The following is a 13106-nucleotide window of genomic DNA, read 5'->3' as shown; positions in this document are numbered from 1 at the left end:
CACTGGGAGCCCCTTCGTAATATGCTGTACTAATTCACCGAAAGGAGTTGCACATTATGAGTCATTGCCCTAACGAACCGATCGTGTGCCCGCCGATCCAATTTGTAAATCATCAATTTTATCCGCAAGTTGTTCCCGTTGTTCATCCGATTGAGATTATCAATCAAGCGCACATTATACCTGTACCACACCATGTATTCCCAGTGACTGTAAAGGATCCAGGTGACCCTTGCTGTCACACCCGCAGTCATACTCGCAGTAATGGCAAGCGTCAGGTACGTAGCAGCTCTAAGCGCTAAGAGATTACAAAAAAAAGCAGCCATGGAGCGTACATGGCTGCTTTTTGCCCAAATGGAATCTCTTTACGTTTCCAGCATCTTCAAGAGAGATTTTATCTTGTCACCTAAATGCTGTGGATAAAGCTGCAAAGGAACATATGGACGTTGAGCTGCTTTCAACGCCTTATATACATCGATTTGGCCATATCCGAAATATTTGTCATGCCCCGGTGTACCCAAATCAATCACGCTGTTTCTCATTAAATCCATGACCTCTTTGTTCGTTAGGTCGGGGTTGATGGAACGAACGAGGGCCGCAAGCGCTGAGACATGCGGACTGGCCATTGAAGTGCCTGAGAGGGCAGCGTATTGGTTCCCTGGATATGTGCTTGCTATGCTTGCGCCGGGGGCCATAACGTCAACATAATCTCCGTAGTTAGAAAAGGAAGCACGGTGCATGGATGCGTCTGTGGCAGATACGGCAAATACTTCAGGATAGGCAGCGGGATAGCCGGGCCGTTCCGTATTATCATTTCCTGTGGCCGCGACTAATACAACATCCTTGTCATAGGCATATTTAATCGCATCGTGCAAAAATTCAGCTTGCGCATAATTGCCGAGGCTCAAATTAATGACCTTGGCTCCATGGTCTGCGGCCCATATAATGCCCTCTGCCACGGAATATGTGGTACCGGAGCCGGATTGATCGAGTACCTTGACTGGCATAACCTTGTTGTACCATGTCATGCCAGCAACACCCTCGCCGTTATTCACGAGCGCGGAAATGATGCCGGCAACATGCGTTCCGTGACCGACGTCATCGTAAGGCTTTTCCTTCGGGTTGACTACGTTTTGTCCCGGCAGGATTTGGCCCTTTAGATCAGGATGGTCCATATCCACTCCCGTATCCACGACGGCTACGACGACATTTTTGCTGCCTTTGGATAATGCCCAGCCCCGGTTGGTTTCGGTGGCTGGCAGATTCCACTGATAGCGGGAAAAGAGCAGGTCATTCGGAATAGAGACATCCGACGCTTTTACGGGTGTTTTTTTATTAGTCAGATACATGTAGTGAGGTTCTGCATATACCGGGTTCCACTTCTGCGAGAAATATTGCTGTAGCTCTTTGAAGCTCATGTTATTCGAATGGAACACATACGTATAACCGAGCTTTCGGCCTGGCTCACAGTTCAAATCTGCTGCAATTTCGCGTAATTGCTGTTGATCAGGATTTTGGCGAAAGCGAACGACGATTTCATTTTCAAAATAATGGCTCGCATTTTCATTGTCATGACCTGTCTTGACGGTAATATCATGCAGTGTGTCGGGATGTACAGATTCGATTTTGTAGCTGCCCTCCTTCGGGTATGGAATCAGGCGCAGGTTTTTGCGCTGATGCTTTTCCACGTCATGAAGCACTTGCTGGCTGACCAGCGCGGCAACGCCGTATGTTCCGTCAGTCGCTGGCTCTGCCATGACAAAATATTTTTGACCCTCGACCTGAAAGGCTGCGGATTCGTAAGATTTGTTTTGCAGGACGGAACGGCGAGCCGCATCTAGACTGTTTTTGACTTGAACGTGATTAAGTAGACGGGGTTGTGCCTTGCTGCCTGTGTAGGTAGTGCTCTTTCCTTGACGTGTATTGATCCACTGTAGCGTGTGAAGATGACTGTGCGACTGCTGAAGCTTGCGGACAAAATGCTTTTTCTGATCATTGGTTTTACCATTCAGTTCTCGCATTACGTATTCAATATCCTGCCTGGCATCCATACGGGTGATGGTATCCGTAGCGGACAAGTCCAAAGCCAACATTCCTTTTTTGAGCTGCTTTTCCTGCTGTGGCACCATTTTTGCCGCATATTCGGGCTGTGGTGTGTGGCGGTGATCTCGGGAAGGCAGCATCAGGGTGATGATAAGCACCCCGGCGGCTGCTCCGATCAGAGGTTTTAACCATTTATGCCGAGACATGGGACCGTCCTCCTTGGGAGTTTATGAATTTATGGTTTAGCGTGAGAAGGTTGGCATGTTTTTATACCTTTCAATCTTTATTTGTGTTAGGATAAATACTGAAAATTACAGCTCTTTCGTTTAAGAAGGATCTATTTTCGGGTAACCAAATTGATGAACAAGCAACAAATAAGGGGGAGCTTCATTGATGTCAGCAGTCAACGTACAAAAATTATGTGAGTCGGCGCAGGAGAAACTGAAATCTGCCGTGGAACGGGTGGAAGCATTTCTTAATGAGCATGCACTGCCGGAACTGGCTGTGGATGGAAGTGAGGAGTCTGTACTCTTTTACAAAGGCTTTTTGTCGGATCTCCGCCATGTCCTTGTTTTTTCCGAAGTAACTTATGAAAAGCTGGGTGTATCCTTGCGCCGTGCCAACTTTGACGTGGATTTTGCGGAAAAGGCATTGTATAACGTTTACCATGACTGCGTGAACAGCTTTTTTTATCCCAAAAATGAATCTTACGCAGAGGACGGACGCTACGCTTATACGGGACAAGATGCTATACGCTTCCGTAAAACACCAGTAACTCCCGCCCGCGAAGTGATCATGGACATTACGAAAAATTTTGAAGAATTGCGCGATGATCTTGCTTATTATGAAAGCGATTATTTGACTCAGCGCCGGATGCAGACTCGCCGTACCCATGTGTAAGCATCTAGCCAGGTGATTTTTTCAATTGAAAACAAAAACATATGAGACAAGCAAGCCGTTTCCTGTTTGCTTCCTGCCAGTTGGAGGAAGTGCCGGAGACGGCTTTTTTCGTATGTCACCAACTGCCATATGCCGTGGCGCATAGGTGAACGCTACGGGGGGGACAATGAATCCGAGGTGATAATCATGAGCCAAGAGGCCAAGCCAATAGTCAAATGCAGCGTAGCCAATTGTCATTATTGGGGAGAAAACAACTTGTGCAAGGCAGATTTGATCATGATAGAAATTGACAGTCATGCCGGGAAAAAATTTGATGAAGAATATGCGGGTGAAAGCTTCAGCTCAGCCGAACGTGACCAGGCTGCAACATCTGCTGCAACCTGTTGCCACACTTTCAAACCAAAGTCCCTGTAAAAATTCATACCGCGAATCATTACGTATTTGGAGGTGCAGTGTATTATGGAGGATCATGAAACTGATAAGCATCAAGACCGTGAGCGTGTGGACTACCCCCGTCGCATTAAAGAGCGGTCTGCCAAGCGTCGCAATCACCGGGAGGAATATGCGGCTGAGGTAGCTCCCGGCTCACCAGCCGTGACTCGGAATCAGGACAAGGATGAGCAGCATGTCAAAAGCCAAACTGGACGTATCTCTGGCTATATCGGTCTAGCCGCAGGAATTGCTGCACTGTTTATGTGGTCAATTGTGCTGGGGCCTATTGCTGCAGTGTTGGGCTTTTTTGCTTATGTAAATGGGAACAAAACAACAGGTATTTGGTCGATTGGACTGGGTGCGCTGGCGACATTAAGTTACTTTGCTTTTATTCCGTTTGTTCGTTGATCTTGTGAAGGCACGAAAAGCCGGGTGACCGCTTGCTCTGTTCGAGTAAAATTATTGTAGCGATCTATCTGTATTGACCCAGTACCATGAAGCTCCGCTGTCAATTCGACAGATACGGAGCTTTTTTTCGTTAAAAAGTATGGCAGTACATAGCAAAACGTTGTATCATAAGCAGTAATGATAGGCTGTTTGGGATATAACAACTAAAGAAAGTTGGGAATACCATATGCAAATAGATCCGCGCGTGTCCAAGTCCATAATTGATACGCAGTTGTTGAATAATATAGGTACTACAGCACAAACGGGTACAACGGATGCTTTTTCCGGATTACTTGAGCAGGCAGGGCAGTTGGAGACAGATGATGCTGCAGCTCGTGTAAATTCAGGTGACGTTACAAGGGATGAAAATGGGTTGCTCTGGCTCCAATTGGGACCATCGAGGGGAACGGCTTCGCCATTGGCGGTATATCCTGCTTCCAGCACAGCAACCGATGGGCCGACCAAACCTACAGCTTATGATGATTTAATTAACGAGGCCAGCAATAAATACGGGGTTCCGGTGTCGCTGATTAAAGCGGTCATTGATACGGAATCCTCGTTTAACCCGCTGGTCACTTCTTCAGCTGGAGCCAAGGGGCTTATGCAGCTTATGGATGCTACGGCCCAAGGCTTGGGAGTTAGCGATGCGTATGACCCTGCACAAAATATTGATGCCGGAGTTCGTTATTTGTCTTACCAGATCAAGCGTTTTAATGGACAGGAAAATATGGCCTTGGCAGCTTATAATGCAGGCCCCGGACGGGTACAGCGATTGGGCGTAAATAGTGACGAGCAGTTGATGGCTGTGCTGAACATGCTTCCGGTAGAAACGCAAAAGTATATTGCCAAAATTCAGAATGCACGTGAAAAATATACGTTTTAAGCCCTGTAGCTTATAAAGAAAAAAACAAAATTTTAATCAGACAGGTCCGCAGGTGGGATCAATATGGGGAAAGGGTGTCACTGTGTAATGCAGTGGCCTTTCCCTGTTTTGGTCTTTTTTTGTTGTAGAGGTTGCAGGGCAGAAAGGGGAGTTTCATGAAATATTTTGATTATGCAGCGACAACTCCGCCTTTTGAAGAGGTGATTACGACGATTGCTGAGGTGATGAGACTCCACTATGGCAATCCGTCCTCAATGCATCGGTACGGAGAAGATGCGGATAAGCTGCTTAAGCGTTCCCGGGAGGTTTGTGCTACAGCTTTGGGGGTGCATCCGGCGGAGATTGTGTTTACATCCGGGGCAACGGAAAGCAACAATCTCGCTATTAAAGGAGTGGCCTTGCAGTATCAGGCCAGAGGCAAGCATATCGTTACGGTGTCAACGGAGCATCCGTCCGTGTATGAAGCTTGCAGACAACTGGCAGACCTCGGTTTTGAGGTCACATTTCTGCCCGTTGATGCGGAAGGACATGTCAGTGCCGAGCAGGTATGTGCAGCTATCCGTAAAGACACGATTTTAGTCAGCATTATGCATGTCAATAATGAGACGGGAAGGGTACAGCCGTTGCATGATATCGGAGTTGCGTTGAAGGAACAGTTCCCACGTGTACTGTTCCATGTCGATGGTGTGCAGGGCTATGGAAAGCTTCCGGTGGATATCCGGGGCTGGAAGGCTGATCTGTACAGCCTGTCCGCACATAAGCTGCGCGGTCCCAAAGGAGCCGGACTACTTTTTGTTCGGGAAGGTGTGGAGCTTTTCACACTGCTTAGCGGAGGCTCCCAGGAGCAGGGATTTCGTGCAGGTACGGAAAATGTTCCGCTGCTCGTCGGTATGTCCAAGGCGGTCCGGCTCGCAGGAGAGCGGCAAGCAGAGGCAGCGCAGCGTATGACTGGGTGGAGAGATCGGGTAGCCGCGGAAGTGAAGACGATCCCTCAATTGCGACTGAATAGCGGGGAGGAAGCGCCGCACATTGTCCATTTTTCGTATCCGGGTATGAAGGCAGAGGTGCTGCTGCATACGCTGGAGCAATTGGGCGTGGCAGTATCGACCCAATCGGCTTGTTCCTCCAAATTGGCCGAGCCTAGTCGGGTATTACTGGCGATGGGTCGCAATAAGGCGGAGGCGTCCGGCGGTATTCGGATCAGCTTCGGCGATGAACATACAGAACAGGATATTGACGAGCTTATTCTCGCGCTTCGCCAGGCTATGGCACAATTGGAATCCCTTGAAAGGTGGACACGTTAAAATGCACTATGACATGCTGTTGCTTCGCTTTGGCGAATTTACATTGAAAGGGAAAAACCGCGCCCGTTTTGAAAAAGCGGTACTGAATCACGTAAAACTGTTGCTCAAGCCGTTTCCCGGTGCTTCTCTGCGTAAGGAATTTGGACGGATTTATGTCGTTCTCGGGGGAGAGTCTTATGAGCAGATCATCCAAGTGTTGCAAAAGGTGTTTGGTATCACCACCATCAGTCCTGTTAAAATGGCTCCTGTTGAGCTTGACACGATTATTGAAACCGCTGTAGCCTTGATGCGTGAGTTGAATCCGACGGAAGGAACGACCTTCAAGGTCAATGCTCGCAGGGTGTGGAAAGGATTTGCACATTCTTCTCATGAGATGAATCATTTGATTGGCTCGCCGGTACTACGCGAATTTCCAGTGTTAAAGGTCGATGTCCGCCAGCCGGATATCGAGCTGCGGGTGGAAGTCAGAGAGCAGGCGGCTTATATATTTAGCGATATTATTACTGCTGTAGGAGGCTATCCGTTAGGTACAAATGGCAAAGCTATGCTGCTGCTCTCGGGCGGAATCGACAGTCCGGTAGCGGGATGGTCCTCCATGCGCAGAGGATTGGAAATCGAATGCGTCCATTTTTACAGCTATCCGTTTACGAGTGAGCGTGCGAAAGAAAAGGTTATTGACTTGGCGAGGGTATTGGCGGGTTACGCCGGACGCATCAAGATTCATCTCGTACCTTTTACAGAGGTGCAGACTGCTTTTACACGCACTGGACAGGATAATCTAATCATTACGCTGATGAGACGGTCCATGCTGCGTATTGCGACGATGCTGGCGGAGCGCGAAGGCGCGCTGGCGCTTGTAACGGGTGATAGTCTAGGCCAAGTAGCCAGCCAAACTTTATCGAGCATGAATGTGATTGGGCGTTCGACGGAACTACCGTTGCTGCGTCCTCTCGTGATGATGGATAAACAGGAAATTACGGAAATAGCCAAGCAAATCGGCACATATGATCTATCTATCCTGCCATATGAGGATTGCTGCACATTGTTTGTTCCCAAATCCCCAACGACCAATCCTAATTTATGGGTTGTTCAAAAGATCGAAGCCTCTATTCGGGATTTAAATACTTTGCTTGAGCAGGCTGTGGCTACAACGGAAACTGTTGTGCTTGAGGCAGATGGAGCTATAGAGGGACGTAAAGAGGAAGTTGTGCAGGAGGATTGGTTTTAAAATCTTTTGAGATGCTACGTTTAGCGGTATATAAAAAGGCAGATTCATCGACTATTGTCGGGTCTGCCTTTTTTAAATTATAGATATACAAGTATTTTTCTTGAAATTATTTCAAAACGGCTTTTTTTCGCCTGGATATGGATCTGCGGTTTTGAAGATAGCCTGTGAGCAGAATACCAGCCATCACTGTGGCAATAAACAGGATGCGCAGTGCGGGGTGTTCGGTAAAGTATGGCTCCAGCTTGCGTTCCTCAGTAATCATATTAGAGGCGGTATAGCCAAGCACAGCCGAGCCCAAATAAATGATCCAAGGAAATTTGTTAATAAGCTTGATGAAAAGAGTGCTCCCCCACACGACAATCGGTACGCTGATCAGCAGACCGAGCACCACCAATATCAAATGCTGCTGGGCAGCGCCTGCGACGGCGATTACGTTGTCCAGCCCCATGGCTGCATCGGCTATTATGATGGTTCGGATAGCCTCCCATAAAGTCGTTCCGGCTTTGACTTCGGCGTGGTCCTCCTGATCTACCAGCAGCTTATATGCAATCCATATCAGCATTACACCCCCGACGAGTAACAGCCACGGCACTTGAAGCAGCCAAAGCACGACAATCGTGGCGGCTATACGAATGAGTAGAGCACCGCCGGTACCATACAAAATTGCTTTTTTTTGCGTTTCGGTCGGTAGCTTTCGGGCGGCAAGTCCAATGACAATAGCATTATCTCCTGCAAGCAGAAGGTCAATAAATATCACATTAAGCAGTAGCCCAAAAAACTGAAATCCGGACATGTCAATCGTTCTCATCTCCCTGATTAAACAACCTAAGTTCAGTATGCTCTGTTTATGATTAATACCCGTTTTTCGGAAATACGATTCATTATATTGCTGTTTGCTATTGATTTCAAGGATTATGCTCAACAAGTCTGGTATTGATTTTTAATAAATTGTGGCTATTGATACATAAAAGGATTAGATTCTAAGTACACAGCATAGCCTCGTCCTATTTTGCATACAAGTAGCATGGGGGTGTTTGTACACATGGAGCATATCATTTTGCTGTTGAAAATATTAATGATCAATTTGGTGTTAAGCGGTGATAATGCGGTTGTTATAGCCATGGCGAGCAAAAACTTGCCTGCAAGGCAGCGGAGCCAAGCAATATGGTGGGGAGCGCTCGCCGCAGTTGTCCTGCGCTGTGTGTTGACTTTTGCAGCTGTCCTTTTGCTGGGAATACCCTTTATTCAGGCGGCAGGCGGTCTGCTTCTGTTATGGATTGCATTTAAGCTGCTTTATGAGAATAACGATCATGTGGGAGTAAGAGCGGAAACAACTATATGGAAGGCTATACAGGTGATTCTGGTGGCGGATTTTGTGATGAGTCTGGATAATGTATTGGCTATTGCAGCACTTGCAAATGGGGATATTGCGATCATTGTCATCGGTATTGCGATTAGTATTCCAATTGTGGTATGGGGGAGCAACGTTATTGCAGTCTGGCTTCACCGTTTCCCTGTACTTGTTTTACTTGGATCTGCAATATTGGCTTTCACAGCAGGTGAAATGCTGCTGCGTGATCCCAGACTGGGAGCGTGGTTAACCGGACCGGGGGAAGTTTTACCTTCATGGTTGCCGGGATTGCTGGCCGCCGCAGTTGTAATTGCAGGAATAGTTCAGCAGTTGCAAGCCCGCCGTATTTGAACGTAGTTTTTTTGGAAAACATCGGCTAAACTAGATATAGGGCTTTTGCAAACGCCGGGGAATCTACTCGGTTTTTGTAAAAACACTATAAAATCCAGCAAATAAAGGAGACCACGATGAATTCCAGAAAAGAGCGTATGATCGGGTTGGGCATCATTGCCGTAGGACTGATTATTTTGTTGGGAAAACTGGGGGTCTTCTCCTTTTTGGGACGAAACTTCTGGCCCTTGCTGATTTTAATACCTGGTATTATACTGCATGCGATGTACATGATGCGTAAGGTTTCTCCCATTATGCTGTTGCCGGCCGGGATTTTGTCGGTGTACGGTTTTTTATTTTTCCTCTGTAATACATGGGGCTGGCATCTGATAGCTTTTCTATGGCCTATGTTACTGCTGGGTGTCGCGATTGGATTATGGGAATACGCTATTAATGATATAACGCTGTCTCGCACTATATATACAGGGAGCATGATTTTAGGACTAGTTTCGGTACTTCTACTGATTATTAGCATGTTGAGGACTGGAATGATTTATGTTTTTGCAGTGGTATTGATCGGTGCTGGGATATGGCTGATTGTTAACAATCGTACCAAACGTAAATGGTGAAACGACAAGCAGTGCAAAATTTATGGCGGTAAATTACGGAACAGCCAATAATGTCTTGCTTTATGACATATTTCAACTATAATATAATGGATATGATAAGAGCGTCGGAATGTTTTCTGACGCTTATTTTAAGGTTTTCACGCGAATCGGAAAGAGAAGCTGCCTGCAATGCCTGAAAAATACAGAGGGCTGGCAGGGAGCGGGCCTGAAGAACGATTGTTAGCCTTGGATAAGCATTACTTTCAGGATAGAGACACTATTTTGATATACGGAAAGGATATGGATACAAACCATGCATGCAAGAGAGAACATTCGCAATATTGCTATTATTGCCCACGTCGACCACGGCAAAACGACGCTTGTCGACAAGCTTCTTCAACAGTCCGGAACATTTAGAGATCACGAGGCTGTTCAGGAGCGCGCCATGGACTCCAACGATCTGGAGCGTGAACGCGGTATTACGATTTTAGCTAAAAATACAGCTATTACGTACAAAGATTATCTGATTAACATTGTGGATACACCGGGACACGCCGACTTTGGCGGCGAAGTGGAACGGATTATGAAAATGGTTGACGGTGTTTTGCTCGTCGTTGATGCTTACGAAGGTTGTATGCCGCAGACTAAATTTGTACTGCGTAAAGCGTTGGAGCAGAACCTGACGCCAATCGTTGTTGTTAACAAAATTGACCGTCCGGCAGCTCGTCCAGCCGAAGTAATTGATGAAGTACTTGATCTGTTCATCGAGTTGGGTGCGAGTGATGAGCAGTTGGAATTCCCTGTTGTGTATGCTTCAGCTCTGAACGGAACATCCAGTTTGGATGCCGAAAAGCAAGATGATAACATGCAGGCATTGTACGAAACCGTTGTGGATCACATCCCAGCTCCAACGGAGAAAATAGATGAGCCTCTTCAATTCCTCGTAACACTGATGGACTATAACGAATATCTTGGCCGCATTGCAGTTGGTCGTGTAAACCGTGGTATTATCAAGCAGGGTCAAGCGGTTACGGTTATGCAGCGTGACGGCAGCAGCAAATCAGCGCGTATTGAGAAGCTGTTCGGTTTCCAAGGTCTGAAACGGATTGAAACCGATCAAGCGGGCGCTGGTGATATTGTGGCTATTGCAGGGATCAAGGATATTAACATTGGCGAAACGATTGCCGATCCAAACCATCCTGAAGCTTTACCTGTACTCAAGATTGATGAGCCAACGCTTCAAATGACCTTCCTGGTTAATAACAGCCCATTCGCAGGTCGCGAAGGTAAATGGATCACATCCCGTAAACTCCGCGAGCGTCTTCTGAAAGAGCTCGAAACGGATGTCAGCTTGCGTGTCGATGAAACCGACAGTCCTGACGCATTTATCGTATCTGGACGTGGTGAGTTGCATCTGGGTATCCTGATTGAAAACATGCGTCGTGAAGGTTATGAACTGCAAGTGTCCAAGCCGGAAGTAATCGTGAAGGAAATTGATGGCAAGAAAATGGAGCCAATTGAACGTCTCCTCATTGATATTCCTGAAGAAAGCATGGGCGCAGTTATGGAAAGTCTGGGATCCCGCAAAGCTGAAATGGTCAACATGATCAACAACGGCACCGGACAGGTTCGTTTGGAATTCCTGATTCCTGCACGTGGTCTGATTGGTTACACTACGAACTTCCTGACTTTGACTCGTGGTTATGGCGTAATGAACCATGCGTTTGACAGCTATGGTCCATTTGTTGGCGGTCAAGTCGGTGGACGTCACCAAGGCGTACTCATTTCAACAGAAAATGGTACTACTACATTTTATGGAATGATGGGTGTAGAGGATCGTGGTATTCTGTTCCTGGAGCCGGGTACTGAGATTTATGAAGGTATGGTTGTCGGAGAGCATACACGTGATAACGACATCGTTGTTAACATTTGTAAAGAGAAGCAATTGACGAACGTCCGCTCTGCAACAAAAGACGATACCGTAAAACTTAAAACACCACGTATTTTCTCTTTGGAACAGGCGCTTGAGTATTTGAATGATGATGAGTACTGTGAAATTACACCTAATGCCATTCGTTTGCGCAAAAAGATTTTGAACAAAAGCGAGCGCGAGCGTGCAGAAAAACAGCGTAAAACAGCACAAGCAAATTCGTAATTGATTGGATTGGTTTTGGCCACAGCGGCGACGCCCGGCAACGGGATGCGCCGCTGTAGCTGTTTTAGGATTGTAAACTTAGAGAAATTTTTATTTCTCAAAACGCAGGAAAAGGTGTTGAAGCATGAGTAATCTTACTAACGGATTGCCTCCCCGGACACAAAGCGGGAAAAAATCCGCCAAACCGAAAAAAACCAAAAAGAAAAAAAGCTTTTTCAGATCGTTTATGAAGTTTGTTCTGTTTCTGCTTATTATAGGTATCTTGGCGGCTGGCGGTTATGCCTATTACCTATACAATCAGGTAGAGGAAGTTTTGGATACGGGGATCAATAAGGAAGTGCCCAAAACACAATTGGCCGAGGCAAAGCCTTTGACCATTTTGTTGCTTGGGACGGATTACCGCCCTGATCATCCAACTTATTTGTCGGACGTTATTATGGTAGCTACACTGAATCCGAATACCAAATCATCTACGATCGTGTCGTTACCGAGGGATACGCGGCTGGAACTGGAAGGATATAAACCTCGTAAGCTGAATGAGTACTATCCGGTGTTCAAGGCTAGAGAGAAAGAGTCTGGTGAAGTCGCTGAAGAGCAAATGAAGAAGATGATCGGCAAATATTTGAATATTGACATCGATTATGTGACGGTTATTAACTTCCAGGGCTTCAGAGATGTTGTGGATAATTTGGGTGGCGTAGATGTTACGGTCGACAAAAATATGTGTTACCGTGACAGTGCAGATGGTACTAACATTAACTTGAAGGCAGGAGCACAACATTTGAACGGTGATCAGGCACTTGATTTTGTTCGTTACCGCAAATCAAACTGTCGCCCGAGAACAGCTGAATCTGACGATTTTGATCGCAACCGTCGACAAAATCAGGTGCTTCATTCCTTGATTGACCAAATGCAGTCCTTCAGTGCTCTAAGTAAATTTAGTGCAATTATTAAATCTGTTGATAAGAATTTGATGACGGATATTGAGTCTCAGCAAATGAAAAATCTTGTACAGACCTATTGGAATATTTCCAAGCAAAATGTGAAATACAATCCGGTAGCAGGAACATGGCGTAGTCCTTATGTCTATATTGATGAGCAACAGCTTGAACTGGCCAGACAATCCTTGCAAGAGGAACTTTCAAAAAAAGCGAGCGACAATAATACTGTCTCTTCTTCCAATTCTTGAGTTTGTATCTTTCTTCCCTCTTATGTTATACTCGCAGCGAGTAAAGCTCATATATTACATAAGGGGGTTGAGGTATGTCTGAATTGGTAGTACGTCAAGTATATGGTTTCGACATTCATACCCGTTTGCTGTCTAATATCGTGTGCTTTTTCCGTAATGAAATAACTAAGGTCCAGTGAGTAATCACTGGGCCTTTTTGTGTCTGATCCAAAGGTGAATAGGCTCTAAGGCTATAAATA

13 protein-coding genes are annotated in these 13106 nt (G+C 46.3%); 11 read left to right on the top strand and 2 right to left on the bottom strand.

The genetic code is table 11. The features are described from left to right. Positions 1-56 precede the first annotated feature (56 nt). The gene (locus tag NST83_RS16095; RefSeq protein WP_137063801.1) at positions 57-299 is read left to right on the top strand and encodes a hypothetical protein; all 243 of its coding nucleotides are present in this window, start codon (positions 57-59) and stop codon (positions 297-299) included. 63 nt (positions 300-362) lie between these two features. Here NST83_RS16095 and NST83_RS16090 read toward each other — a convergent pair whose 3' ends face one another. Then, a complete protein-coding gene (locus NST83_RS16090) occupies positions 363-2246 on the bottom strand; it encodes a S8 family peptidase (protein WP_342414905.1) in 1884 nt (627 codons plus the stop codon). A 187-nt stretch (positions 2247-2433) separates the two neighbouring features. Between NST83_RS16090 and NST83_RS16085 the strand changes: the two genes are divergently transcribed. The 6 genes from NST83_RS16085 (at position 2434) to thiI (ending at position 7234) form a co-directional block, all read left to right on the top strand. Next, entirely contained in the window at positions 2434-2940 is a 507-nt protein-coding gene (locus NST83_RS16085) for a YpuI family protein (RefSeq protein ID WP_137063799.1), read from the top strand. 186 nt (positions 2941-3126) lie between these two features. Next, positions 3127-3354, top strand: a complete 228-nt coding sequence (locus NST83_RS16080) for a DUF1540 domain-containing protein (RefSeq protein ID WP_342414904.1) — start codon at positions 3127-3129, stop codon at positions 3352-3354. Between the two features lie 45 nt (positions 3355-3399). Continuing rightward, a complete protein-coding gene (locus NST83_RS16075) occupies positions 3400-3780 on the top strand; it encodes a hypothetical protein (protein ID WP_342414903.1) in 381 nt (126 codons plus the stop codon). Between the two features lie 226 nt (positions 3781-4006). Further along, entirely contained in the window at positions 4007-4702 is a 696-nt protein-coding gene (locus NST83_RS16070) for a lytic transglycosylase domain-containing protein (RefSeq protein WP_342414902.1), read from the top strand. A 155-nt stretch (positions 4703-4857) separates the two neighbouring features. Next, positions 4858-6006 carry a cysteine desulfurase family protein gene (locus NST83_RS16065; RefSeq protein WP_342414901.1) on the top strand — a complete coding sequence of 383 codons (1149 nt, stop codon included), beginning with the start codon at positions 4858-4860 and terminating at the stop codon, positions 6004-6006. 1 nt (position 6007) lies between these two features. Beyond that, positions 6008-7234 (top strand): tRNA uracil 4-sulfurtransferase ThiI, encoded by a 1227-nt coding sequence (thiI, locus tag NST83_RS16060; protein ID WP_342414900.1) that lies wholly within the window; start codon positions 6008-6010, stop codon positions 7232-7234. A 106-nt stretch (positions 7235-7340) separates the two neighbouring features. Here the strand turns inward: thiI and NST83_RS16055 are convergent, their stop codons facing one another. After that, positions 7341-8042 (bottom strand): TerC family protein, encoded by a 702-nt coding sequence (locus NST83_RS16055; protein ID WP_342414899.1) that lies wholly within the window; start codon positions 8040-8042, stop codon positions 7341-7343. A gap of 234 nt (positions 8043-8276) precedes the next feature. Between NST83_RS16055 and NST83_RS16050 the strand changes: the two genes are divergently transcribed. The 4 genes from NST83_RS16050 to NST83_RS16035 all read left to right on the top strand — a co-directional run bounded on the left by NST83_RS16050 (position 8277) and on the right by NST83_RS16035 (position 12867). Next, positions 8277-8936: a TerC family protein gene (locus NST83_RS16050; RefSeq protein ID WP_342414898.1), complete on the top strand. Its 660-nt coding sequence runs from the start codon at positions 8277-8279 to the stop codon at positions 8934-8936. Between the two features lie 116 nt (positions 8937-9052). Further along, the gene (locus tag NST83_RS16045) at positions 9053-9544 is read left to right on the top strand and encodes a hypothetical protein (protein WP_342414897.1); all 492 of its coding nucleotides are present in this window, start codon (positions 9053-9055) and stop codon (positions 9542-9544) included. A 292-nt stretch (positions 9545-9836) separates the two neighbouring features. Beyond that, complete coding sequence (typA, locus tag NST83_RS16040) at positions 9837-11678, top strand: translational GTPase TypA (protein WP_342414896.1); 1842 nt, start codon at positions 9837-9839, stop codon at positions 11676-11678. Between the two features lie 124 nt (positions 11679-11802). Further along, on the top strand, positions 11803-12867 hold the full coding sequence (locus NST83_RS16035) for an LCP family protein (protein WP_342414895.1): 1065 nt from the start codon (positions 11803-11805) through the stop codon (positions 12865-12867). Positions 12868-13106 lie beyond the last annotated feature (239 nt).

The organism is Paenibacillus sp. FSL R10-2782 (assembly GCF_038592985.1).
Lineage (GTDB): Bacteria > Bacillota > Bacilli > Paenibacillales > Paenibacillaceae > Paenibacillus > Paenibacillus terrae_C.
Note: the sequence above shows the minus strand (reverse complement) of the source record. Positions and strands in the feature narration are given on the sequence as shown.

Coding starts and splice junctions, on each gene's coding strand:
- NST83_RS16095 (WP_137063801.1), top strand. CDS start 57: ATGAGTCATTGCCCTAACGAACCGATCGTGTGCCCGCCGATCCAATTT.
- NST83_RS16090 (WP_342414905.1), bottom strand. CDS start 2,246: ATGTCTCGGCATAAATGGTTAAAACCTCTGATCGGAGCAGCCGCCGGG.
- NST83_RS16085 (WP_137063799.1), top strand. CDS start 2,434: ATGTCAGCAGTCAACGTACAAAAATTATGTGAGTCGGCGCAGGAGAAA.
- NST83_RS16080 (WP_342414904.1), top strand. CDS start 3,127: ATGAGCCAAGAGGCCAAGCCAATAGTCAAATGCAGCGTAGCCAATTGT.
- NST83_RS16075 (WP_342414903.1), top strand. CDS start 3,400: ATGGAGGATCATGAAACTGATAAGCATCAAGACCGTGAGCGTGTGGAC.
- NST83_RS16070 (WP_342414902.1), top strand. CDS start 4,007: ATGCAAATAGATCCGCGCGTGTCCAAGTCCATAATTGATACGCAGTTG.
- NST83_RS16065 (WP_342414901.1), top strand. CDS start 4,858: ATGAAATATTTTGATTATGCAGCGACAACTCCGCCTTTTGAAGAGGTG.
- thiI (WP_342414900.1), top strand. CDS start 6,008: ATGCACTATGACATGCTGTTGCTTCGCTTTGGCGAATTTACATTGAAA.
- NST83_RS16055 (WP_342414899.1), bottom strand. CDS start 8,042: ATGAGAACGATTGACATGTCCGGATTTCAGTTTTTTGGGCTACTGCTT.
- NST83_RS16050 (WP_342414898.1), top strand. CDS start 8,277: ATGGAGCATATCATTTTGCTGTTGAAAATATTAATGATCAATTTGGTG.
- NST83_RS16045 (WP_342414897.1), top strand. CDS start 9,053: ATGAATTCCAGAAAAGAGCGTATGATCGGGTTGGGCATCATTGCCGTA.
- typA (WP_342414896.1), top strand. CDS start 9,837: ATGCATGCAAGAGAGAACATTCGCAATATTGCTATTATTGCCCACGTC.
- NST83_RS16035 (WP_342414895.1), top strand. CDS start 11,803: ATGAGTAATCTTACTAACGGATTGCCTCCCCGGACACAAAGCGGGAAA.